The 22,437-nt window shown below is 70.1% G+C and carries 19 protein-coding genes, 1 tRNA gene, 1 other RNA gene and 2 pseudogenes; 10 read left to right on the plus strand and 13 right to left on the minus strand.

Going from position 1 to position 22,437, the window contains the following annotated elements; genetic code table 11:
* Positions 1-204: 204 nt before the first annotated feature.
* A complete protein-coding gene (gene npdG / locus QQG74_RS24265; protein WP_341717036.1) occupies positions 205-900 on the minus strand; it encodes an NADPH-dependent F420 reductase in 696 nt (231 codons plus the stop codon).
* A gap of 466 nt (positions 901-1,366) precedes the next feature.
* Here npdG and QQG74_RS24270 point away from each other — a divergent pair, with 466 nt between their 5' ends.
* Positions 1,367-2,773: a hypothetical protein gene (locus QQG74_RS24270; protein WP_341717037.1), complete on the plus strand. Its 1,407-nt coding sequence runs from the start codon at positions 1,367-1,369 to the stop codon at positions 2,771-2,773.
* Positions 2,774-2,991: 218 nt separating this feature from the next.
* On the plus strand, positions 2,992-3,789 hold the full coding sequence (locus QQG74_RS24275) for a nucleotidyltransferase domain-containing protein (protein ID WP_341717038.1): 798 nt from the start codon (positions 2,992-2,994) through the stop codon (positions 3,787-3,789).
* Between the two features lie 155 nt (positions 3,790-3,944).
* Here the strand turns inward: QQG74_RS24275 and QQG74_RS24280 are convergent, their stop codons facing one another.
* Positions 3,945-4,808, minus strand: a complete 864-nt coding sequence (locus QQG74_RS24280) for an AraC family transcriptional regulator (RefSeq protein WP_341717039.1) — start codon at positions 4,806-4,808, stop codon at positions 3,945-3,947.
* Between the two features lie 325 nt (positions 4,809-5,133).
* On the opposite strand from QQG74_RS24280, the gene QQG74_RS24285 reads away from it, so the two are divergent.
* The gene (locus tag QQG74_RS24285; protein WP_341717040.1) at positions 5,134-5,505 is read left to right on the plus strand and encodes a hypothetical protein; all 372 of its coding nucleotides are present in this window, start codon (positions 5,134-5,136) and stop codon (positions 5,503-5,505) included.
* Positions 5,502-5,972: a roadblock/LC7 domain-containing protein gene (locus QQG74_RS24290; RefSeq protein WP_341717041.1), complete on the plus strand. Its 471-nt coding sequence runs from the start codon at positions 5,502-5,504 to the stop codon at positions 5,970-5,972. The genes QQG74_RS24285 and QQG74_RS24290 overlap by 4 nt, the downstream gene beginning before the upstream one ends.
* A gap of 33 nt (positions 5,973-6,005) precedes the next feature.
* Here QQG74_RS24290 and lepB read toward each other — a convergent pair whose 3' ends face one another.
* Both lepB and QQG74_RS24300 read right to left on the minus strand, forming a co-directional pair.
* A complete protein-coding gene (lepB, locus tag QQG74_RS24295; RefSeq protein WP_341717042.1) occupies positions 6,006-6,623 on the minus strand; it encodes a signal peptidase I in 618 nt (205 codons plus the stop codon).
* A gap of 59 nt (positions 6,624-6,682) precedes the next feature.
* Positions 6,683-6,934, minus strand: a complete 252-nt coding sequence (locus QQG74_RS24300; RefSeq protein WP_341717043.1) for a flavin reductase — start codon at positions 6,932-6,934, stop codon at positions 6,683-6,685.
* Between the two features lie 148 nt (positions 6,935-7,082).
* Between QQG74_RS24300 and QQG74_RS24305 the strand changes: the two genes are divergently transcribed.
* Positions 7,083-8,333 (plus strand): XRE family transcriptional regulator, encoded by a 1,251-nt coding sequence (locus QQG74_RS24305; protein ID WP_341717044.1) that lies wholly within the window; start codon positions 7,083-7,085, stop codon positions 8,331-8,333.
* Between the two features lie 127 nt (positions 8,334-8,460).
* On the opposite strand, the gene QQG74_RS24310 is transcribed toward QQG74_RS24305, so the two are convergent.
* Complete coding sequence (locus tag QQG74_RS24310; RefSeq protein WP_341717045.1) at positions 8,461-8,715, minus strand: hypothetical protein; 255 nt, start codon at positions 8,713-8,715, stop codon at positions 8,461-8,463.
* Between the two features lie 415 nt (positions 8,716-9,130).
* Between QQG74_RS24310 and QQG74_RS24315 the strand changes: the two genes are divergently transcribed.
* Together QQG74_RS24315 and QQG74_RS24320 are read left to right on the plus strand one after the other, a co-directional pair.
* A tRNA-Ala gene (locus QQG74_RS24315) sits at positions 9,131-9,236 on the plus strand.
* Positions 9,237-9,593: 357 nt separating this feature from the next.
* Positions 9,594-10,960 (plus strand): annotated as a pseudogene (locus tag QQG74_RS24320) (IS1380 family transposase).
* Positions 10,961-11,104: 144 nt separating this feature from the next.
* Here the strand turns inward: QQG74_RS24320 and QQG74_RS24325 are convergent.
* Entirely contained in the window at positions 11,105-12,151 is a 1,047-nt protein-coding gene (locus tag QQG74_RS24325) for a superoxide dismutase (protein WP_341717046.1), read from the minus strand.
* Positions 12,152-12,243: 92 nt separating this feature from the next.
* Here QQG74_RS24325 and QQG74_RS24330 point away from each other — a divergent pair, with 92 nt between their 5' ends.
* Complete coding sequence (locus QQG74_RS24330) at positions 12,244-13,140, plus strand: LysR substrate-binding domain-containing protein (RefSeq protein ID WP_341717047.1); 897 nt, start codon at positions 12,244-12,246, stop codon at positions 13,138-13,140.
* Positions 13,141-13,374: 234 nt separating this feature from the next.
* Here the strand turns inward: QQG74_RS24330 and QQG74_RS24335 are convergent, their stop codons facing one another.
* Together QQG74_RS24335 and rnpB are read right to left on the minus strand one after the other, a co-directional pair.
* Positions 13,375-13,776, minus strand: a complete 402-nt coding sequence (locus QQG74_RS24335; protein WP_341717048.1) for a hypothetical protein — start codon at positions 13,774-13,776, stop codon at positions 13,375-13,377.
* A gap of 936 nt (positions 13,777-14,712) precedes the next feature.
* Positions 14,713-15,127: RNase P RNA component class A (rnpB, locus tag QQG74_RS24340), an RNA gene on the minus strand.
* 396 nt (positions 15,128-15,523) lie between these two features.
* On the opposite strand from rnpB, the gene QQG74_RS24345 reads away from it, so the two are divergent.
* Positions 15,524-16,285 (plus strand): sulfite exporter TauE/SafE family protein, encoded by a 762-nt coding sequence (locus tag QQG74_RS24345; RefSeq protein WP_341717049.1) that lies wholly within the window; start codon positions 15,524-15,526, stop codon positions 16,283-16,285.
* A gap of 199 nt (positions 16,286-16,484) precedes the next feature.
* Positions 16,485-17,376, plus strand: a pseudogene (locus QQG74_RS24350) (IS5 family transposase).
* 36 nt (positions 17,377-17,412) lie between these two features.
* On the opposite strand, the gene QQG74_RS24355 reads toward QQG74_RS24350, so the two are convergent.
* From QQG74_RS24355 to QQG74_RS24375, 5 genes are all read right to left on the minus strand, one after another.
* Positions 17,413-18,621, minus strand: a complete 1,209-nt coding sequence (locus QQG74_RS24355) for a bifunctional RNase H/acid phosphatase (protein WP_341717050.1) — start codon at positions 18,619-18,621, stop codon at positions 17,413-17,415.
* A gap of 2 nt (positions 18,622-18,623) precedes the next feature.
* Positions 18,624-19,361: a C4-type zinc ribbon domain-containing protein gene (locus QQG74_RS24360; protein ID WP_341717051.1), complete on the minus strand. Its 738-nt coding sequence runs from the start codon at positions 19,359-19,361 to the stop codon at positions 18,624-18,626.
* Entirely contained in the window at positions 19,351-20,202 is an 852-nt protein-coding gene (locus QQG74_RS24365) for a Nif3-like dinuclear metal center hexameric protein (RefSeq protein ID WP_341721351.1), read from the minus strand. The genes QQG74_RS24360 and QQG74_RS24365 overlap by 11 nt, the downstream gene beginning before the upstream one ends.
* Positions 20,203-20,376: 174 nt before the next feature.
* Entirely contained in the window at positions 20,377-20,985 is a 609-nt protein-coding gene (locus QQG74_RS24370) for a flavoprotein (protein ID WP_341717052.1), read from the minus strand.
* A gap of 16 nt (positions 20,986-21,001) precedes the next feature.
* Entirely contained in the window at positions 21,002-22,231 is a 1,230-nt protein-coding gene (locus QQG74_RS24375) for a helix-turn-helix domain-containing protein (protein ID WP_341717053.1), read from the minus strand.
* Positions 22,232-22,437 lie beyond the last annotated feature (206 nt).

The following is a 22,437-nucleotide window of genomic DNA, read 5'->3' on the forward strand; positions in this document are numbered from 1 at the left end:
GCCAGCTCCTCCAACACACCGTCACACTAGAACACCTGTACGACAGAAGTCCGCTGCTCCCCTGCCACCACTGAAAGGCGACCGGGGCGACACCGGGCCGGAAGTGCAAGCGGCAGAACCAGCGCGCCAACAGACCCAGCGGCTCAGTAGGCCCAAGGCCAAACGGCGGACTCAGCGGGCCGCAGGTCCAGGTGCCCAGCGGGCTCAGACGTCGGTGACGCGGATGCCGGCGTGGGCCTTGTAACGGCGGTTGATGGCGATCAGGTTGGCGGTGAACGCCTCGATCTGGTGGGCGTTGCGCAGCCGTCCGGCGTAGATGCCCCGCATCCCGGGGATGCGGGCGGCCAGCGCGGCGACCACGCCGACCAGTTCCCGCTCCTCGGTGCAGATCAGCACGTCCAGATCGATCCGGTCGATCTTCGGGTCGGCCAGCAGCGGCGCGCTGACATGGTTGAACGCCGCGCAGACGCGGGAGTCGGGCAGCAAGGCCGCGGCCTGCTGGGCGGCACTGCCCTCGGGCACGGGCAGCGCGTACGGGCCCTGCTTGTCGAAGCCGAGCGGGTTCACGCAATCGACGACGATCTTCCCGGCGAGCGGCTCGGCGAGCGCGCCGACGGTGGCGGCGTGCCCGTCCCAGGGCACCGCGACGATCACCACGTCGCTACGCCGAGCCACCTCGTCGTTGTCCGCTCCGCTGACGCCACCGGCCGGCACACCAGGCAGTGCGGCGATCTCCTCGGCCGACTGTGCGGCGCGGTCGGCGGCCCGGGAGCCGATCAACACCCGCTGGCCGGCACGGGCAAACCGGTACGCGAGCCCCCGGCCCTGATCGCCGGTGCCACCGATGATGCCGACGGTGAGCCCGGATACGTCGGGCAGGTCGCTCGGGTCATATGCCATGGTCGCCATCCTCGCAAATCTGTCCTCCGAGCAGCAGCGACCGACGCTGTGACAATCCCCGCTGCCGATCTGCCGGTGCCGGATGGGTCAGCTTGGCAGGACGCGAGACGGTACCGGTCCGGCCGAGAGCGCCGGCCGGCGAGTTGGCAGGCGATCGAGCGCCAGCGGGCCCGCACCGAAGCGCAGGAACCTGCTCCCCCATCACGACACCGCGTGACGCATCGGGTCAACCGTGCTGGGGCGGTACCTGCGGTGTCCCCCGCTCGGCGCCGCGGTTCTGCCACGCACCGGTGGCTTTACGCCGAGCCCTTCTTCGCCGACGTCGCCGGGGCCTTCTTCGCGGCGTTATCGCGGTGGTCCTGTACCGGCTTACGTCCGGCTCGCCGCCGACGTCGCCTTCCGGGCCGGTGCCTTCGCCGGGGCGCTCTTGCGGGCGGACGCGGTGCTCTTGCGGGCGGTCGCCTTGGTGGGAGCCTTCCTGGCCGTCGCCGTACTCCCGGTAGTCGTCTTCCTGGCCGCCGACTTCTTGGCCGCCGTCGTCTTCGCCGTGGTACCCGCCCGGGCCGTGGCCTTGCGGGCCGGCCCCGCGGCCGACGTCGCCTTCCGCGCGCCGGCCGCAGGCCGGGTCGCCGTCGCCTTCCGCGCGCCGGCCGCAGGCCGGGTCGCCGTCGCTTTCTTCGCGGCGGCAGTCCGCTTCGCGGGCGCCTTGGCTGCGGTGGTCTTCCGGGCCATCCCCGTGGCCGTACGGGCCGTCCCCGTGGCCTTGCGGGCGGACGTCTGCCCCCTCGCGGGCGCGGCCTTCTTCGCGGGTGCAGCCCTCTTGACGGCAGAAGCCTTCTTGGCGGGAGAAGCCTGCGCAGCCGTGGTCTGCCTGGCCGGAGCGGTCTTGCGCGCCGCAACCGCCGTACGAGCGGGCGCCTTGGCCGCTGCCGTCTTCTTCGCGGGCGCAGTCTTCTTGGCGGACGCACTCTTCTTGGCGGACGCACTCTTCGCCGCCGCCGTCCTCTTGACGGACGCGCTCGCCGCTACCGTCTTCCTCGCCGCCGCCGCCGTCTTCTTCGCCGCCGTCGTCTTCTTCGCCGTCGCCGTCTTCTTCGCCGTCGCCGTCTTCTTCGCCGTCGCCGTCTTCTTCGCCGTCGCCGTCTTCGCGGCGGTCTTCTTCGCCGGCGCGCTCTGCTTCGTCGGCGCCTGCTTCGCCGTGGCCTGCTTCGCCGCCGTCTTCCTCGCCGGCGCCTGCTTCGCCGCAGCCGTGGACCTCTTCGCCGCAGCCGTGGTCCTCTTCGCCGCAGCCGTGGACTTCTTCGCCGCTGTTGTGGTCTTCTTCGCGGACGGGGACGTCTTCGCGGGGGTCTGCTTCGCGGCCGTCTTCCGGGCGGGTGCGGTGCTGGCAGTACGCTTCGACGCCGGAGCGCGACCGGCGCCACCGGGCGTGCTCCGGGCCGCCGGTGCGGTGCCGGTGGCCCGGCGACTGGACGGGGTACGGGTCACGCCCGCACTGCGCTCCGTCGCGGCGGTTCTTCTCGCGGGCGTACGCTTCGCGGCCGGGCGGGTGGCCTGTTGTGCTTCGGCCATCTCGGTTCCCTCCTTGGGGACGTGCCACCGCCTTCGCGGGGCACGCGGTGCTCTCGACGCGAGAGGCCTCCCGCGTCGTCTACTTTTCCTCCCCGGTCCAACGGGCGTCCTCGGCCTCCCACGCTTCGTTGCGCTCCCGCACCTGTTGCAGGGCGTTCTCCGCGTCGGCGACCGAGTCGTACGGTCCGAGAACGTGCCGGGCAGGGCACACATCGGCATCGTTCTCGACCCGGTGATGGCGCGTACACCAGTAGTAGCGTTCACGTCCGTTGTCGCTCATGAATTCACTGTGCACCGGTAACCGACCGCCCGCCACCGGAACACCGCAAGTCACCAGGCTTTTCCACAGTAGACGTGCAGGTTGGCCGGCGGGCCGAAACGGCGAAATCCCCGTCGTCGATAATCGCTGGTCAGCCATGGGTCGGCGGGCGGGGCGGCCGGTGACCGGTGACCGCTAAGGTCGCCCGGTGAGGCCATGGTCGGTCAGGCGATGGTCAGTGCTGAACGGAGAGTTCGGGAATGGTGGAGCCGCTGCGGCGGTACCTGGCCGAGCTGGTCACGATCGCTGGTGACGTGCTCGGCGCCCAACTGTGCGGTGCGTACGCGGCAGGCTCGGTGGGGCTGGCGGCGTACCAGCCTGGCCGCAGCGACGTGGACGTGGCGTTGGTCTGCACCGATGCGCTGGACCGAGCGGTCGCGCGGGAGTTGGTGGCACGGCTGCGGCACGAGGCGCTGCCCTGCCCGGCGCGCGGCCTGGAACTGGTCGTCTACCGGCGGGAGGTGGCTGCCGCCGGCTCTGCGGAACCGGGGTTCGAGGTCGAGCTGAACACCGGCGCGAGGATGGACTTCCGGGTTTCGTACGGTCCGGCGGAGCGGCCCGCCGCCGACGGCCTGTTCTGGTACGCACTGGACCGCAGCATCCTGCACCAGAGCGGGCAGGCCCTGCTGGGCCCGCCCGCCGCCGACGTCTTCGCCGACCTGGCTCCCGACGACCTGCGCCGGCTCATCGTCACCGCGCTGCGCTGGTGGCTCGCGCGACCGGTACCGCCCGGTGACCTGCCCGCGCCCGGCGCGGAGGACGCCGTGCTCGGTGCCTGCCGTTCCTGGGTACGCCTGCACCACGGGGTGTGGCTGCCCAAGGTGGCCGCCGGCCGGCGGCTGCTGGCCGACGGCGGACCGCTTGCCGATGCCACCACCGTCGACCTGGTGCAGCAGTCGATCGCGGCGCGCACCGGCGGCATCCCACCGGCCGGCCCGCAGGCTCGCGCCTTCCAGCGCCGGGTCCTCGCCGACCTCAGCGGCACGCCACCGCCCTGACCACGGATACCGCTGGCCGGCCCCGGACTGGCACCGGCCCTCAGGGCACAGGCCCCTCAGGTCGCCACACCCTCAGGTCGCCACACCCTCAGGTCGCCACACCCTCAGGTCGCCACACCCTCAGATCCCAGCACCACTCGAATCGCCGCCCCCGATCAGGAGGTGGGTTCCACCGGGATCCAGAGTTGGGCGTCGGCGTGGGTGCCATCGGCGGAGAGCTCGGTGCGGGAGATCTCCGGCCCGGGACGGGACCGGTACGGGTTGGCCGGGAACCACTGGGTGAAGACGTCCCGCCACAGGTTCTGCACGGCCTCGGGGAACGGTCCGGAGGTCTCGAAGACCGCCCACGCCCCCGCCGGCACCGGCAGTACGTCCAGGTCCTCGGGCACCTCGGCACCGGTGACCACGCCGTACCAGTAGTCCAGCTCGGTACCTTCCGCCCGGTTGCCGGCCAGGCCGTCGCTGGCGTTGACGACCCCCGCCGGTTCCTGGTCGGCAAGCGCCTCGATCCGCTCCCGGGTGGCCGGCTCGATGCTCTTGACGAAGGCCACGATGGCCGGGTTCATTCCCTCGTGCACCAGCGGCACCCGGGCCTTGCGGCCGGCGAGCTGGAACGCGTCCTTGCGTACGATGCGGTATCGCATGCTGTTGCTCCCTTCGACGGTGAGTCGGAAGGAGAGCCGGGGCTGGGCGCGCAACGCCGCGCCCGTACGCCGGGCCTCGCCGGGGCCGACGCCGTGCACGGCCTTGAACGCCCGGGCGAACGCCTCGGCCGAGCCGTATCCCCAGCGGACCGCGATGTCGAGCAGCGTCCGCTCCCCGGCAAGCACCTCCGCTCCGGCGACGGTGAGCCGCCGGCGACGCACGTACTCCGAGAGGGGAATGCCGGCAAGCGCGGCGAACAACCGCCGGAAGTGGTACTCCGACGTGACCGCGATCCGGGCCAGTTCGGTGGCCTCGACCGGCCGGTCGAGGTGTTGTTCCAGGTGTTCCATCGCCTGGTTGAGTCGCTCCAGCATCCGGCTCTCCTTCCTTGCGCCGCCCACGCTATGGCTGCGCCGGCACCGCCGACCCGACATGCTGTGCCCGGTGCGGTCGGGTCGGTCCGCGCCCTCGCATCCCGCCCCGGTGGCCGGAGCGGATATCAGGAGCAATCGGTACCGGGACATCCGCCGCTGCGACGCTCCCGATTGCCTCCCTGGTCAACGGGGGTGGCCCGCTCAGCCCGTTCCGTCCTGTGCAAGATGCAGATGGCAGGATCCGTGTGCAAGTCTCGTCCGGGACCTCCGCATCGAAGGCTCCCCCCGGTACGCGGGCAGACGTCAGCCGACCCCTGGAGGCAATGTGGCCAACCTCGACACCGCACTCAAGGACGCCATGACGATCGACGGCGCGATCGGTGTCGCGCTCGTCGATTACACCAGCGGAATGACGCTCGGCGTGGCCGGCGGCACCCCGGAGATCGACCTCACCGTCGCCGCGGCCGGCAACACCGACGTGGTACGCGCCAAGATGCGCACCATCGAGATGCTCAAGTTGAACGACCAGATCGAGGACATGCTGATCACCCTCGGCGGTCAGTACCACATCATCCGGCCGCTCACCGGCTCCAACGGCAAGGGCCTGTTCCTCTACCTGATGCTCAGCAAGAGCCGGTCCAACCTGGCCCTCGCCCGGCACCAGCTGCGCAGCATCGAGGAGCAGCTGGAACTGTGAGCGACCGAGACAACTCCCTGCCCCGCCGTACCGCGCAGCGACCGGTCCTACCGGCGCCGCCCGGGCTCCCACCGTCGTTGGCCGGCAACCCGTCGTTGCCGTACCCGGCGATCGGCACCGAGCTGGCCGAACTGCGCCTCCAGATCCCCGGCGTGCAGGGAAGTGTCCTCGGTGGCGTGGACGGCCTGCGGATCGCCGACAACGTCCCGGACGGGCTGGACCCCGACGACCTGGCCGCGATGGCGGCGGCTACCTTCGGCCTGGGCCGGCAGGTCAGCCTCCGCCTCGGCCAGGGTGAGTTCTGCCAGTCCACCGTCCGCAACCAGGCCGGCTACTTCGCGGTGTACGCGGTCGGCCCGCAAGCGCTGCTCTCCGTGGTCGGCCAGGACACCATCAACGTGGCCCGGCTGCACATGTACGCCCCACCGGTCGCCGACCGGCTGGCCAAACTCCTCGGCCAACCCTGACGGTCCGGCCGGCGCAGCGATCCCGGCACCGGGTCACGGCACCTCGTCGAAGGTCTCCGGCACGGTCAGCCAGGTAGCGTTGCCGGCCGGCCAGAACAGCACGAAGGCCCGCCCCACCACCGAGTCCAACGGGATCGTGGCCGCCGCGATGTCCTGGCCGTGGCTGTGGTAGTTGGCAAGCGAATCACCGGACGCCTCCCGGTGGTCGCCCATCACCCACAGCCGGCCCCGCGGGACCGTGATGTCGAACTCCTCCGGCGCCATCCGGTTGCCCGGATACACGTACGGCTCGTCGAGTGGGTGGTTGTTGACCTCGATCCGGCCCTGCGGGTCGCAGCAGACCACCCGGTCGCCGGGCACCCCGATCACCCGCTTGATGAGGTCGTCTCCGTCCGGCAGGCTCGGCCAGCTCGCCGGATTCTTGAAGACGATGATCTCGCCCCGCGCGGGTGCCCGGAAGTCGTAGACCAGCTTGTTGACCATGACCCGGTCGTCGAGCTGCAAAGTCTGCTCCATCGACCCGGACGGGATGAAGAAGCTCTGCACCACGAACTGCCGCACCAGGATCGTCACGACGATGGCCACCGCCACCAGGATCGGCAACTCCCGCCAGGACGAACGCTTGCTGCTCTTGGTCTGCTCGTCGGTCACGCGCTCAAGCTACCCAACGCCGCTGAACGCCGGGCCACCCGCGCGGCGCCGGGCCATGGCTAAACACGCGGCACGCGGCGCAGCCACCCCAAGAATCTGCCGTACGCGGCCACCGGGTCGGGTGGCTCCGGGCAGATCCGGGTCAGGTCGGCCGTCGCCTCCCGAAGCAGGTCCGCCAGGTCCACGGCGAGTTGACGCCGTTGGCCGGCATAATCGGCGACCAACTCCATCCGAGCCGTCCCGCAGGGCCACGGGTGCGCGCACCCGGTGCAGATCCAGATCGGGCGCAACGGCGCGTGACGTTGACTCATGCGTACCTCCGGGACGGCTCGACGCGCTTCCGGCCTCGGCCGGCATCCGTAACGATCGACTCGATCCGCGCGCCCGTACCAGGTGTCACCGTGGTGACAGGTCAATGTCCCCTCGCCATGTCCCCAGTTCCCGGTCGATACTGATGGCATGGCCGAGGACGCCACCGAGCCCGATCTCCCCGTCTGGGCGCGGAGACTGCGAGCCGAGCGCAGCGCGCGAGGGTGGTCTCAGAGCAAGGCGGTCCAGGTGATGCGGGCACACGCCGCCGAACGCCTGCCCGCCGACAACACACTCCTGCGTAACTGGAAGAGGTGGGAGGCTGGCAGTTCCGAGCCGGACGGCTTCCACAAGGCGCTGATCGCCAAGACGTTCGGCACCGTCACCACCGCCTTCTTCCCACCGGCGGCACCGGGTGACGCCGAGGCCGAGGTCATCGCCGCCACGGGCATGGAAACTGTGGAGATCCTCGCTCGGCTGAGAAGCTCCGACGTTTCCGACGCCACCCTGCAAGCACTCCGCATCACGGCTGACCGGCTCTGCTGCGAGTACCCGTACATGTCCTCCGAGCAGCTCCGCGTCGAGGGCCGCGCCTGGCTACGTCGAATCACCACTCTGCTGGAGCGCCGGCTCACGCTCGCTCAACATCGTGAGGTGCTGAGCCTCGCGGGCTGGGTCGCGCTACTCGTCGGCTGCGTCGAGTACGACCTGGGGCTGCGCCGCATTGCCGAGGGCACCCGCAAAGCTGCGCTGACACTCGGCGAGGAGGCCGGCAACGCCTCCGTCACAGGCTGGGCCTACGAGCTACGCGCCTGGTACGCACTCACCCAGGGCGACTACCTGGGCGTGGTCGCGGCCGCCGAGGCCGGCGAGGCGATCGCGGCCAGCAACAGTGCGGCGGTGCAACTCGCCGGCCAGAGGGCCAAAGCATGGGCCCGGCTGGGTGACCGGCGGCAGGTGGAGACGGCGCTGGATCGGGGCCGAACCCTGCTGGAAGCGTTGCCGTACCCGGAAAACACCGACCACCACTTCGTGGTGGATCCGGCAAAGTTCGACTTCTACGCCATGGACTGCTACCGGCTCGCGGGCGAGGACCGCCTCGCCCAGATGTACGCCGGACAGGTCATCCGCTCATCGACCGACCCCGACGGCACCGAACGCAAGCCCATGCGGATCGCCGAAGCACAGCTCACCCTCGGCGTGGTGGCGGCCCGAGCGGGTGACCTCGAAGCTGCGGTCACCCACGGACGGCAGGCGCTGACCGGCGAGCGAAAGTCGCTGCCTTCGCTGCTGATGTGCTCCCGGGAACTGGCAACGCTCCTACGCGAGCGTTACCGGAAGGAACCAGCAGCCCTGTCGTACCTGGACGAGGTGCGAACGCTCACCGCCCAAGGCCGGTAGCTGGTGGGTTCTTGCGGTCGGGGCAGAGTGGGCTGGTCGTGCCGCACCGCTCCTTCCACCAGCCCGCGGATCCCACCGATGACTGGTAGCTGCTCGGTGGAGAGGTACTCCTGCCACGGCATCCGATTCAGTCGGGCCCATGCGGCAGTAAACCCTTCTTGCTGCGCCGGATGAACATCCATTCGGGGCAGTCCGGTGCGGTGTCGCGGCACTTCGGGCACTGTAGGACTCCTTCGCGGAAGTCCCGCTCGCCGGGGGAGTACACCTCGGTGAGCAGGCCTGGCCGGTCGGGATGACCGAGATGGAGATCGTCGGTCAGATCCAGTTCGATTTCGTATTGTGCGTGCCACACCGCAGTGTTCGGAGGGGCCATGTCCTTCAATGCAAGAAGGTGCGGCGCTGAGAACCACGGGCTACGACATGCCCGAATTTCCGCACCACTTGGCCAAGAATCGCAATCAGTGGCGGCCTGCACTACGCGGGATAGGGTCACAGATGGTGCGGGTGACGGCGGCAGTGAATATGGGAAGCGCGTTGGGAGCACAGCGCTGACCCGACTACGTCGTTGGGCTCGACCGGGGCGATGGCGGCGAGGGGAGCAACCTGCTCCCCTCCGACTATGGTGTTTGCACTGTTCAGAGGCAATCTTCAGTGATAGTGGGGAAGCACCGCCACGATGAAATAGGGCTGTTCGGGATGGGCGGTGCGGCGCTGCTCCCAATCCGACGACCGGGCGGGGAGCAGGTGGGGTTGAAATCAGCAGCGCCGAACAGTGTCGAACGGCGTTCAGCGGCGTTGGGCGATGGCGGCTGAGCCGGGCTGATCTATGTTTTTGCTGGTCAGCGGCTTGATCGGGCTACGTTCGCACCGGAGAGGTCACTGGTTCGATCCCAGTATCGCCCACACCTGCCCAATAGCAGGTCGACGAGGTAGAGCCGCCCCCGATCGAGGGCGGCTCTTGCTGACTCAGCTACGCGTCAGCCTCAAGGTCGGCGAACGCGTCCAGCCCACGCTTCGTACGCCCATCCGCCCTGTGGTTGTAAAGGTTCAGCGTCCTGAAACTTGCCTCAATCATGAAGATTCTGGATTCTGGAGACCAAAGATCGTTAGCCTCGGCCCTTCGTTAAGGGCTGTCCAAGGAGTGGACCGGAAACGAAGAAGTGCCTTCTGATCAGGGAAAATAGGGCTTGTCGAGAGTCCTGTTAACCCGTCACGGAAGGCACTTGCTGGGTGAAGACTACCCGAACACGTCCGAAGATCATGGTCACGGGGGACGGGCGAGGCGTGGTCGGTCACGCCGGCGCCCGTCTGCTCGCCGATCTCGCGGATACGACCGGTTTGACCAGCGCATTCAGCCAGGCACTGGCAGGACTGCGGCAGCGGCAGGGCGGGCACGACCCGGGCCGGATCGCGGTCGATCTCGCCGTGATGCTCGCCGACGGCGGCGAGGCCATCGCTGACCTGGCAGTACTGCGAAACCAGCCATCCCTGTTCGGAACGGTCGCGTCCGACCCGACCGCGTGGCGACTGTTGTCGCAGCTCGACGAAACGATGCTGGCCGAACTGCGGGCCGCCCGGGCACACGCCCGCGAGGTCGCCTGGGCCCAGCACGCCGAGGTCCGCGGCGACCTGCCGCAACCGATGGTGGCCGGTCAGCGGGTGGACGGCCTGGTCCTGGACATCGACGCGACCATCGTGATCTGCCATTCCGAGAAGGAGTCCGCGACCCGCACCTGGAAGAAGACCTTCGGGTTCCACCCACTGCTGTGCTTTCTGGACAACACCGGCGAGGCCCTCGCCGGTCTGCTGCGCGAAGGCCGGGCCGGCTCGAACACCACCACCGACCACATCACCGTCCTGGACCAGGCTCTCGCCCAGATCCCCGACATCCACCGGCACGGGACCCCGATCCTGCTGCGCTCGGATTCGGCCGGATCCAGTCACGGTTTCCTCGCCCACATCCGGTCCTGGCGCGAACGTCACCTCGACATCCGCTTCAGTGTCGGCGCCGCGATCACCGAACCGGTCAGGAAGCGATCCGGGCCGCGACCGGCTGGGTCCCCGCTGTCGACACCGGCGGTGACCTGCGCGAACATGCCGAGGTCTGCGAGATCACCGGCCTGTTCGAGGCGGCCGGCTGGCCCGAGGGCACCCGGTTCCTGGTCCGCCGGGAACGCCCGCACCCCGGCGCCCAACTGTCGTTGTTCGACACCATCGAAGGCTGGCGGCACCAGGTCGTGGCCACCGACACCCCGCCCGGCACGGGCAGCATCCAGTTCCTGGAAGCCCGGCATCGGGCTCACGCCAGGGTGGAGGACAAGATCCGCACCGGCAAGACCACCGGCTTCGGCCGGTTCCCGTCCCGCGTCTTCGCGATCAACCAGGCCTGGCTCCAACTCGCCCTGACCGGCATCGACCTGCTCGCCTGGACCCAGACCATTCTCCTGGACGGCGACCTCGCCAAAGCCGAACCCAAGAAGCTTCGCTACCGGCTGCTGCACGTCGCGGCCCGGATCACCCGCACCGCCCGCAGGACCCGCCTCGCCATCGCCGCCGACTGGCCTTGGGCCGATGCCCTGAACAGCGCATTCACCAACCTCACGGCACTACCCCGCCCCACCGGCTGACCCCGCGACTCACGCCCCGACCAGCAACACAGAGGAACCCGGCCCCGCGCCGGGCCTTTAGCATGCCACCAAAACAGCAACAAACACCCGAATCACATTCATCGAATGATGGCTATGGGTCGACGCTTAAGCGAAAGACCGAGGTTAGGACAAGCGGTGGCCGGGCGTCGCCCGGTCCCCGGATGTGGGAGGCCAAGGAAGTCCCGCAGCGAGGCGCACCACCGTGTACGGCAGCACCGGATTCTCCGCCCCGTACTGAAAGTTGACCACGAGGAGGTCGCGGCCATCGAACGCCGCCGTCGACGGGCCGTGGAGCGTGGGGCCCGTCAGTTGCCCGAGCAGCCTTGCCCGGTCAGCGCGGCGGTTGAGCCGCAGCACGTTGACGGTGTTGCCGTTCCCGTCGATGTTGCTGACCACGTAGAGCGTGCGGCCGCGTACGAGCAGGCCGTCGCCGTGAACCGTGGCGCCGCCCAGGTCGATTGCACGGACCGTGCGCAGCCGGAGGTCGATGCGGTGCAACGCGCCGTCGTTGTAGTCGGCGACGATGAGGTGGCGCTGGTCGGGGGTGACCACCAGGCCGTTTAGGTTGAACCCGGCGTTCCAGTCGATGCTGGTGCCGCGCAGGTCGAGGAAGGTGGGTAGCGGCTTGGTGGTGCCGGCGCCACCGCGTAGGTCCGCTTCGGGAATCCGGTAGAGGGTCGGCTGGAACGAGTCGGTGACGTAGACGTCGCCGTTGTCGGTCAGTGCGACGTCGTTCAGCATGGGATTCGGGGCGGCGGTGGCGAAGCGGTGCAGGAGTGCACCGGTGCGGGTGTCGTACACCCATACGTATCCGGTTCCTCCGCCGGCGACGATGAGCCGGCCGCGGTGGTCGACCTTCATCCCACCGGCGGTGGTCCGGCCGTCCGCGGCGTCGCCGGGCAGCCATAGCGTGGTTTGCGGTGAGCGGACGTCACCGCGGTAGATGCGCCCGTCGGTCAGGCTGCTGACGTAGAAGTACGGGCTCCGGGGGTCGCGGGCTATGCCCTCGGGGTAGGCGTCGTCGCCGGCCAGGGCGTAACTGTCCGGCCGCGGACCGACGGCAGGGGACGCCGAGGGCGGCACAGACGCCGATGCCGGCGCAGGTACGGCGCCGAGCGCGCCGAGCATCGGGATGATCAGAATCGCGAGTAGTCGTCGTATGTTTTGCACAGTTTCCTCCCGCTCCGGCTTGTCGTATCGAGCGTGCCCCTGGAGGGAACCGCCGACAAGATCCATGAGGTATGGGCGGGTACCTTCGCGGTATGTCGGTGGATCTACGCCTCATGCGGTACGTCGTCACGGTCGCCGAGGAGGGCAGTTTCGAGCGGGCCGCGCATCGCTTGCACATGGCGCAGCCACCGCTGAGCCGGCAGATCCGCGACTTGGAGCGGCAACTCGGCGTACCGCTGTTCACCCGCCGCCCGACCCGCCTCACCGAGGCCGGGACGGCTTTCGTGGCGTCTGCGCGCAAGGTGCTGAGCGACGCGGACGCGATGGTCCAGGCGACGCGGGCGGCCGGGCGGGGCCACGCCGGTACGGTTCGCATCGGTACGGTCGTCAGCGCGGCGCACGAGGTGGTGCCGCAACTGCTGGACGCGCTGCGGGCGGCGCATCCGGACATCACCGTTCGCACGGGCGAAGCGTGGCCGACCGAACTCGAGGCCGGGTTGCGCGCGGGCCGCTTCGATCTGGTGCTGTCGCGGGGCGCCTCTGCTCAGTCGGACCTCGCCCGGCAGACGGTACGCCGGGAACCGCTGGTCGCCGTCGTCGGTCCCCGGCACCCGTTTGCCGGGCGTCCGACCGCGGCATTGAACGACCTGCGGATCGGCCCGATCAACCTGCCGCCCGAACACCTGACACCCGGCTACCGCGCCGCCATATTCGCCGCCTGCGCCCGGGCTGGCGTGCCGCTCGACGCTCGGGATTGCCAGCAACTCGGCTGGCGCCGCGTGGGCATCGCCGAGGACATCGGGTTTTCGCTGGTACCCCGGTCGCTTGCCGCGCTGCCCACGGTCGACGGCGTCGTCCTCACCCTCACCGACGACCTGCCGGCGTCAGACCTGGAGCTGATGTGGCGAGGCGATGCGCTGCCGCCAGCCGCTGCGGTCGTCGTCGACGTGGCTGCCCAACTCACCCGGCAGCGCGGCTGGGCGGGGTAGCCTGACGTTCGGCGATCTGGGCCGGGTCCACGGCCGCCTACGGATGACCGGGTTGCGGTAGGCGGCGTCCCAGGTGTTCCCGCCGAGCCGGCGCCCGAGGGCTGAGTCTGGACGGGTTGTCCGGTGCCGCACGCAGTCCGGCAGCGGTCAACAGCGTCGCCCTGCGTCACCGTGATTCGTTGGCGGTCGGTGCCCGGTCGGTCGCTTCGCAGACGGCACACCTGGGCTTTGCCGTCAGCAAGCGTAGTAGCCGGCCTGTCTCGAAGCCTGATCGTTGAAGGCGGCGAACTGTTCAACCCACGGCGTCACTTGATCCGTGCCGGGGTGCTCGTCGAAGAACGACAGGAGTTCCGCAACGACCTCCGCGTCCAGGGCGGCGCGCAGGCGCCGGGCGATGAACGCCGCCTCCGCCGCCGTGGTGTGGCCTTCGCTGTACAGGAACCGGCGAGTCGGCAGCGTTTCCTCGCAGATTTCCAGTCCTGGTGTATCCAGTGCTTGTGTGAAGCCGTCCCCGCTCAGCACCCCCGCCTCGATCATGATCAAGCGGACGTAATTCATCTGCTCGTCGTTGAACGCGCAGGGGGTCCTGGCAAAGCCCTCGTCGGTCGGCGGGTCGAAACTAAACGCGTATCCCATGAACGCGGAGAATATATGGGTGCCACTGTCGAGCGGCCACGAGCAGCCACTCGGCGTTGAAGTCCCGTCGTCCCGGTAGTTGTGGGAGACGCGGTGGCTGATCGGGTCCCCGGCCGAGGTGGGTCGCGTACGCCGGAGGCTCTGCGATCTGGTTTCCGGTAGCGGCCGGTCACCGCCTGGATGTCGGCCGAGCATACGTTGGCCGAGATGATTGTTTGCGTTGCCCGGGGGATGCGTCATTCCTTCAGCGACGGCTTGCTCGTGGTCCGGCAGCATCGCGATCGAGGACGTCCGGGATGCCGTCGATCACATCGCGAAGGCCTTGAAGGTGCAAACACCATGGCCGTCACGAACTCACCCGGTCCGCAGATCGACGGGTGGTCGTCTGTCCTCGGCGGTCACCCGGGCAGCGACCCAGCCGAGTTCGATCGGCCAGTCCGCGACCGTTCCTGGACGTCCGCCCTGAGCGGCCAGTGCCGCTCCTCGCCGCACTGCTCCCTTCCATCCACGGTGGCGTTGGACCGTGTACAACCAGGTCAGGATCGCAGCGGCCATCCACAACCTTTACAGCGCCCGAGGCACGATCATCCAGGAGATGCGGTCCGGCTCGCTGAAAACCCTCAGCGACGCCGGCAAGGCACTCGATGAGCCCAAGGAGATCACCACCGACCTCAACCCGGTGTGGCAAAGCTCTCAGGGGATGGGCACGGCGCTCAGCATCGGCGGCGCCTGGAACCCGCCGGTGGCAGCCATCGGCGCGAGCGTCCAACTCATCGGCATCGTGGGGCAGAACTTCGCACCGAGGATCAAGCAAACCGTGTACGCCCACGATGTCGAGGCGGTACTACGTAGCCGGCGGTCGGCGGCACATCTACGAGGCGGAGATGAAGGAGCGTCAGCTCAGAGCCTTGATCGGGGCTCTGAGCTGGTACGCGACGGACGAGTCGACCTGTACGCCGGATTCTGTGCGCGGCGCGTACCCTGAGGGGTTTTGCGCCGGCGGCGGTCATCCATCTCGGCCTGCCGTTGCCGACAGGCTCTTGCGGCCTACCCGCAGACATCGGGCGGGCCGCCCTCAAGCGTCTGCGCAGGTCGTCAGCTTGCGGTGACGGCCCTACTTGGCCTTGCTCCGGGTGGGGTTTACCGAGCCACCCCGGTCACCCGGGGTGCTGGTGGGCTCTTACCCCACCGTTTCACCCTTACCGTCCCAGTTTGGGGCGGCGGTCTGTTTTCTGTGGCACTGTCCCGCGGGTCGCCCCGGGTTGCCGTTAGCAACCACCCTGCCCTGTGGAGTCCGGACGTTCCTCGGCGACGGGCCTGGGCCCGCCGACGCGACCGCCCGGTCGACTCGTCCGTCGCGCCCTCATCCTAACGACGCCCGAACGCCCACGATTTCCGGCCCGCACCGCCGGCCGGGGCGCAACTTCGGCGATGTTGCGGCTTTCGGGCGCTCGGGACCCAGCAGTTTCGCCGAAGTTGTGCGTAGCGCACCCGCCGCACCCCGATCTTGCAGTTTCGGTCGCCCTTGTGCGGCTTATACCCGAAATGCGGCGACCGAAAGTGCAAGATCGCGGGCGCGAGGGCGGGGGGCGCGAGGGCGGGGGCGCGAGGGCGGGGGCGTGAGGGCGGGGGCGCGAGGGCGGGGGCGCGAGGGCGGGGGCGCGAGGGCGGGGGCAGGGGGCAGGGGGCGGGAGGGGTGAGGGCGGGAGGGAGGGTGGGGGCGAGGGGCGGTACTAGCCTCGGGATCATGGAGCTTGCTGACGCCGCGTTGCTGCTGGCCGCCGGGTTGGCCGCCGGCACCGTGAACGCGGTGGCCGGGGGTGGCTCGCTGATCACGTTTCCGGCATTGTTGGCGATCGGGTTGCCGCCGGTGCCGGCGAACGTGACCAACTCGATGGCGGTCGCCCCAGGGTACGGCGCCGCCGTGGCGGGCAGCTGGATGGACCTGCCGCGCGGGCGGCTGCTGCTCAGTCTGGTGCCGATCACGGTGGCCGGCGCGCTGGCCGGGGCGGCACTGCTGCTGGTCACGCCGGCCGAGGCGTTCGAGGTGGTCGTACCCTTCCTGGTGCTTGGGGCGACCGCGATGCTGGCCTTCCAGGGGTCGCTGCGCCGGCTGGTCGGCCACCCGCGCGGTTTGGCGCCGCGTCGGCGTACGGTGACCATCCAGATCGTGGTGGGGGTGGCCGCGGTGTACGGCGGCTACTTCGGTGCGGCGCTCGGGGTGATGCTGGTCGCCAGCCTGGCCCTGGTGCTGGACGCGACGCTGGCCCGGGTGAGCGCGATCAAGAATCTGCTCTCCGGCGTGGTGGGCGTGACCACGGTGCTGGTCTTCGCGATCGCCGGCCCGGTCAACTGGCTGGGGGTCGCCCTGGTCGCGCCCGCGACGCTGGTCGGCGGGTACGCGGGTGCCCGGCTGGTCCGCCGGCTGCCGTCGGTGGTGCTCAAGACCGTGATCGTGGTCTTCGGCACGGTGATCGGCTGCTATCTGCTCTGGCGGGCGTTCGCCTGATCCGCGCCCTGGCGTGCTGGGCTGGTTGGCGTGTTAAGAAGGGGCCCTTCCTCTACACGAGGCGTTAGGGCGTGTGTCGAAGTCGGTGGCAGGGCTTGAGCTGCCGGCTTGAGGATCTTCGTGTGTCGGTGTTCGAGATGTAGCGAGGTCTCCGGTATCTGGTTCAGCGACCAAGCAGAACCCGAACACCGGAGACCTCGTGGATACCCTAGCGGTGGCGAGGCGGCACGACTTGACCGACGCACAGTGGGTGGCGCTGGAGCCGCTGCTGCCTGTGGGGCGTAGGCCAGGTCGGCCGTCGGTATGGACGAAACGGCAGCTCATTGATGGGATTCGGTGGCGGATTCGGGTCGGTGCCCCGTGGCGGGACGTGCCGCAGTGTTATGGGTCCTGGGCTGCGGTGTACGGGCTGTTTCGGCGTTGGCAGCGTGATGGGACCTGGGCGAGGATCCTGACGGTGTTGCAGGCGGTGGCTGATGCGTCCGGACGCGTCGTCTGGGACGTGTCGGTGGACTCGACGGTTGCCCGGGCTCATCAGCACGCCGCCGGGGCGCGTAAAAGGGGGATCTGCAGGCCGAGCCGCCGGGCGGGGTCATGGTCGAGCCGACCGATCACGCGCTTGGGCGGTCGCGGGGTGGGCTGACCACGAAACTGCATCTGGCCTGCGAGCAAGGGCGCAAGCCGTTGTCGATCGTGTTGACCGCTGGGCAGCGTGGGGACAGCCCGCAGTTTGTGGCGGTGCTCGACGGGATCAGGGTGCCCGCCTCGGCGGCGGCCGGCCCCGAACCCGCCCGGACCGAGTCTTGGCCGACAAGGCGTACACGTCCCGAGCTAACCGCCGCTACCTGCGCCGACGCGGCATCGCCGCGACGATCCCGTCAAAGGCCGACCAAGACGCCAACCGGCGCAAGAAGGGGTCCAAGGGCGGCCGGCCACCGGCCTTCGATCCCGAGCGGTACAAGCAGCGTCACGCCGTGGAATGCGGCATCAACCAGCTCAAACGCTATCGAGCCGTAGCGACTCGTTTCGACAAACTCGCCGTCCGCTACGAAGCTACCGTTCACATCGCCGCGATCAACGAGTGGCTGTGACCGACTTCGACACAGGCCCTAATAGGGGGCCCTTCCTTACACATCAGCGAGGTGGGCGGTGTCGTTTACCGAGCGGACGGCGAGGCCGCCGTCGGGCCAACGGTCGAAGATCGAGATGCCGGCCGCGTCGAGGTAGAGGCGGTGCAGGAAGGCGTCGCTGGCGGCGAGCGCGTCGCGCAGCAGCAGCTTGATCGGTGAGACGTGCGAGACCACCACGACGGTCTGACCGGGGTACGCGGCACAGAGCCGCCCCACCACCCGGACGCAGCGCTCGGCGACCTGGGCGAAGGACTCGCCCTCGGGCGGCGCGACCCGGGTGGAGGCGAGCCAGGCGTCGAGTTCGCCGGCCCAGCGCTCGCGTACCTCGGCGAAGGTGCGCCCTTCCCAGGCACCGAAGTCGCATTCGATCAGGTCTTCGTCGCGGCGTACCGGCACCTTGCCGAGGGCGTCGGCGATCGCCGCGGCGGTCGCCGTGCAGCGGGACAGCGGTGAGCTGACCACGGCCGCGGCGTCCGGGGCGAGCGCGGCGACCCGGGCGGCGGTGGCCCGCACCTGGGCCTGGCCCTTCGCCGAGAGCGCGATGTCGCCGCGCCCGGAGTAGCGGCCCTGCTCGGTGTACTCGGTTTCGCCGTGCCGGACCAGGATCAGCCGGGTGGCGGTGAAGCTGGGGCGCGGCTCCCAGGAGACCGGGGCGGTGGTCAGGTCGGCACCCGGTGCCTCGGTCCGGGCGGCAACCTCGGCGGCACCGCCACCGGCGGGTTCCGGGCCACCGAGGCGGCGCGGCGGCTCGACCATGCGGGGCGACTCGACGGTCGGTGTGGCGACGCCGGATGCGGCGGCGGCGTCCATGGCGGCGTTGGCGAGGGCGTCGGCGTGGGTGTTGCGGTCCCGGGGGATCCACTCGAAGCGTACGGCGGTGAACCGGCCGACCAGCCGGGCGGCCTCGGCGGCCAACGGGCGCAGCCCGGGGTGCTTGATCTGCCAGCGTCCGCACATCTGCTCGACCACGAGCTTGGAGTCCATCCGGACCTCCACCTCGTCGGCGGCCAGTTCGGCGGCGGCGGCCAGGCCGGCGATAAGTCCCCGGTACTCGGCGACGTTGTTGGTGGCGGTGCCGATGGCCTCGCTGCGCTCGGCGAGCACCGCGCCGGTCGCCAGGTCGCGGACCACCGCGCCGTAGCCGGCCGGGCCCGGGTTGCCCCGGGACCCGCCGTCGGCCTCGACCAGGAGCGTACGCGGTGCCACCGCTAGAGTCCGGACTCGTTGGTGCGGACCATGATCCGACGGCACTCCTCGCAGCGGACCACCTCGTCCGGGTCGGCCTTGCGGATCCGGGCCAGGTCGGCGCCGGAGAGTTCCAGCCGGCACCCGCCGCAGCGGCCGGCGGTCAGCAGGGCCGCGCCGAGCCCGGTGTCGGTGCGGATCCGGTCGTAGAGCTGCACCAACTCGGCGGGAAGGTCGTTGGCGAGGGGCTGCCGGGCGGAGCGTTTGAACTCCTCCTCGCGGCCGATTTCGGCGAGGCTCTCGTCGCGGCGCTGCTCGGTGGTGGCCCGCCGGTCGCGCGCCTCGGCCAGCCGCTGCTCCACTCCGTCCAGCACCGACTGGGCGGTCTCCCGCTGCTCCATCAGCTCCAGCTCGGCGTCTTCCAGGTCGTTCTGCCGGCGGTTGAGCGAAACCAGCTCGTGCTGGAGCGCCTCCAGCTCGCGGGCCGGGCCGGTGCCGGCGGCCAGCCGGGCCTCGTTCTTGGCCTTGCGCGCCCGCACCTGGTCGACGTCCTTCTCCAGCCGGGCGATGTCCCGATCCAGGTCGTCGACCGCCACCTGGGCGCGGACCCGCTCGTCCTCCAGGGCGGACAACTCCCGCGCCAGGGTCTCCAGCTCGGCCCGCTCGGGCAGCGTCCGCCGGCGGTGGGCGAGCTGGGCGAGCGCGGTGTCGATCGCCTGAAGGTCGAGCAGGCGACGTTGGACCTGGGGGTCAGCCTTCACTGTCGGGCTCCTTGTCGTCCGCTGCGGGTTCGGTCGGTGGGGTCGAGCTGGCGTGTACGGTCCACGGATCGGTGTCCAGGTCGGACACCAGTGGCTGCACGCCCGGCACGGTACGCAGCACCGTGGCCAGGTCGTCCAGCCAGGGCCGCTCGGTGGCCCAGTGGGTGGCGTCGAGCAGCGCCGGCCCGTCCGTGGCGAGGTGCTCGCCGGCCGGGTGGTGGCGCAGGTCTGCGGTGAGGTAGGCGTCCACCCCGGCGGCGGTCGCGTCGGCCAGGAAGCTGTCGCCCGCACCGCCGCAGACCGCGAGGGTACGCACGGTCCGGTTCGGGTCCCCGGCGGCGCGTACGCCGACGGCGGTGGCCGGCAGCACGGCGGCGGCGTGCCGGGCCAACTCGGCCAGGGTCATCGGCTGCGACAGCCGGCCGATCCGACCGGCGCCCCGCCCCGCACCGGCGGCGGGCGTGCCCGGCCGGGCGGGTTGCAGCGGGCGCAGGTCGACCAGCCCGAGCCGGTTGGCGAGCGCGTCGGAGACCCCGGGCACTGCCACGTCGGCGTTTGTGTGCGCGACGTACAACGCGACGTCCGCCTTGATCAGCTGGTGGATGATCCGACCCTTGTACGTGGTGGGTGCCACCGAGGAGACGCCGCGCAGCAGCAGCGGGTGATGCGCGACGATCATGTCGACCCCGGCGGCGAGCGCCTCCGCGACCGTCTCGGGGACCACGTCGACGACGCAGAGGATCCGGCGTACGGCGGCGCACGGCTCACCGAGCACCAGCCCGACCCGATCCCACTCCTCGGCCCAGGCCGGTGGGTAGTGCCGCTCCAGCTCGGCCACCACCTCGGCGACCGTCGGCGCGGCTGCGGTTGTGCTCACGGCGGGCCAGCTTACCGGCGTCGGCGGCGTCGCGGGCGGTCACCTGGCCGACCCCGGAGCACCTCGGTCCCGGGACGCCGCGGGTGGAGCCCGGCGCCGAGGTGCTCCGTTCGACGTGTGACGAGGTGTTAAGAGGTGTTAAGAGGGGGCCCCTTTACTACCTGAGGCGTTAACAAGGGGCCCTTCCTTACACCCGGGGCGCAGGGTGGCGAGGGTGCGGGCCCAGGGGAAGGTGTGCTGGTGGCGCTCGCCGGTGCCGGGCGGATGCAGCGGTACGACGTCGTCGCCGAAGAGCACGTGCACACCCCATTCGGTGAGGCGGGCCAGACCGGCCTGGAGGGCGGGGTGGGTGGCCATCGCCGCGTTCGTGTACGGCACGGCGACCAGGGGTACGCCCCGGCCCTGCGCCTCGACCAGCAGCCCGAGAGCGAGGGTGTCGGTGATGCCGGCCGCCCACTTGTTGACCGTGTTGACCGTGGCCGGACAGACGATCATCGCGTCGGCCGGCGGCAGCACGTCCGGATCGCCGGGGTTCTTGTAGTGCGTACGCACCGGGTGGCCGGTCTGCCGCGCCACCGCGGTCCGGTCGACGAACTTGGCACCGTCGGGCGTGGTGACCACGCAGACGTCCCAGCCGTCCTGCTGGGCCAGCTCGACGAGCCGGCCCACGTCTCGGGCCAGCGGCGAGCCGCAGGCGATGATGTAGAGCACCTCGCGGTGCCCGTTCTGGCGGTGCGAACCGGTCATCCGACCGGCCCCGTGGTCATACTCCTACTCCCATGTGCTCAGCCAACTCTGCGATCAGGGAAGGCGGCGCACCACGTGTGCGACGCAGCACGTCCGACATCACCACATGGGCGATCGGCCGGCAGCGGATCTCGGACGGGGCCAGCCGGTCGCCACGCAGCAGCATCTCGCCGGCGTTGGCCACGTCGCCGATCTGGGCGTAGCCCCGGGCCAGGTCGAGCAGGTGGTGTGCCCGCCGCTCGGGCAGCAGCGCGTCGAACTGCGCCGGCAGGATCCGCTGGTGCACCTCGATCGCCCGCCCACCGTCGCCCAGTTCGACGGCGGCTGCCGCGCGGTGCAGTTGGACGTTCGTGGGACCGAAGGAGGTCCAGTAGTGGTTCTGGTCGGTGACGAGTACCCGGGCCGCCTCCTCGGCCTCGCCGAGCAGGTCGTCCACGGTGGAGGCGTCGCCGATGCGGGCAGCGGCCATCGCGCCCTGCAACAGCAGCATCCCGTAGACGGAGAGGCGCTCCGGATCGGTGGCGTTGTCGCCACCGGGGGCGAGCTGGTTGGCGATGTTGACGTTCAGCTCCAGCGCCGGACGGGCACGCCCCATCGCCACCAGGGCGTTGCAGACCCGGGTGGTGGCGACCCCGGCGAGCAGGTGGTCGTGGGCGCGCTGGGCGACCGCGATGGAGCGGTCGGCGGCGAGCCAGGCCAGCTCGCACTCGCCGAGCTTGCGGAGCACCGAGGAGGCGATCTGGTAGACCTGACCGAGCAGGTGGGCGGCGTCCCGCGCCTGGTCGCCGTTGCCGTAGGCGGCGTCGGCCGCCTGGGCGTCACGCAGCAGCTTGGGCAGCGCCCGGGTGAGCATCCCGTAGCGGCCGTACTGATAGGTCAGCCAGGCGTGGGTGACCGCCTTGCCGGTGTCGGCGAGCGGCGGCGGGCACGGCGCGGTGCTGAAGTAGGCGCTCACCGAGTCGTACGTCTCCAGGGCCGCCCGGATCTCCTCGACCTCGAACTGGTCGATGCAGTTAAGCGTGTCGGTACGCCGCTCCGGATCCTTGCCGAGCAGCAACTGCACGTCCAGTTGCAGGATGTCGGCGATCTCGTAGAGCACGGAGAACTTGTCCAACCGACGAACGCCGCGCTCGATTTTGTCGACCCAGCTCTTCGACTTGCCCAACCGGTCGGCGAAGACCTGCTGCGACATCCGCCGCCGGCCCCGCCAGTAGGCCACCCGCCGCCCGATGGGCAGTTCGTCCATCTTGTCAGTCCTCCCCTGCCGGCGCTCCGGCCAGCCGCAACTGGGCCGTTCCGCGGGCGCGCCGACCGTCCGTATCTCGTGTTTTCGCTGGTCGCACAGGTTGTGCGTCAGCCGTACGGCCGACCCTCATACCTTCGTGCAAGTTGCATCAGTCACTTTGCTCAGTTGAACGATCGCAAACCGAGGCAGTGACGGTGTTCGACATG

The organism is Micromonospora sp. FIMYZ51, assembly GCF_038246755.1.
GTDB lineage: Bacteria > Actinomycetota > Actinomycetes > Mycobacteriales > Micromonosporaceae > Micromonospora.

What these genes read in the sequence shown, in the direction of transcription:
- QQG74_RS24275 (WP_341717038.1), top strand. Translation starts at nt 2,992, where the DNA reads ATGGTGGAGCCGCTGCGGCGGTACCTGGCCGAGCTGGTCACGATCGCT.
- QQG74_RS24330 (WP_341717047.1), top strand. Translation starts at nt 12,244, where the DNA reads ATGTCGGTGGATCTACGCCTCATGCGGTACGTCGTCACGGTCGCCGAG.
- QQG74_RS24305 (WP_341717044.1), top strand. Translation starts at nt 7,083, where the DNA reads ATGGCCGAGGACGCCACCGAGCCCGATCTCCCCGTCTGGGCGCGGAGA.
- QQG74_RS24280 (WP_341717039.1), bottom strand. Translation starts at nt 4,808, where the DNA reads ATGCTGGAGCGACTCAACCAGGCGATGGAACACCTGGAACAACACCTC.
- QQG74_RS24345 (WP_341717049.1), top strand. Translation starts at nt 15,524, where the DNA reads ATGGAGCTTGCTGACGCCGCGTTGCTGCTGGCCGCCGGGTTGGCCGCC.
- QQG74_RS24300 (WP_341717043.1), bottom strand. Translation starts at nt 6,934, where the DNA reads ATGAGTCAACGTCACGCGCCGTTGCGCCCGATCTGGATCTGCACCGGG.
- npdG (WP_341717036.1), bottom strand. Translation starts at nt 900, where the DNA reads ATGGCATATGACCCGAGCGACCTGCCCGACGTATCCGGGCTCACCGTC.
- QQG74_RS24335 (WP_341717048.1), bottom strand. Translation starts at nt 13,776, where the DNA reads ATGGGATACGCGTTTAGTTTCGACCCGCCGACCGACGAGGGCTTTGCC.
- QQG74_RS24370 (WP_341717052.1), bottom strand. Translation starts at nt 20,985, where the DNA reads ATGACCGGTTCGCACCGCCAGAACGGGCACCGCGAGGTGCTCTACATC.
- QQG74_RS24375 (WP_341717053.1), bottom strand. Translation starts at nt 22,231, where the DNA reads ATGGACGAACTGCCCATCGGGCGGCGGGTGGCCTACTGGCGGGGCCGG.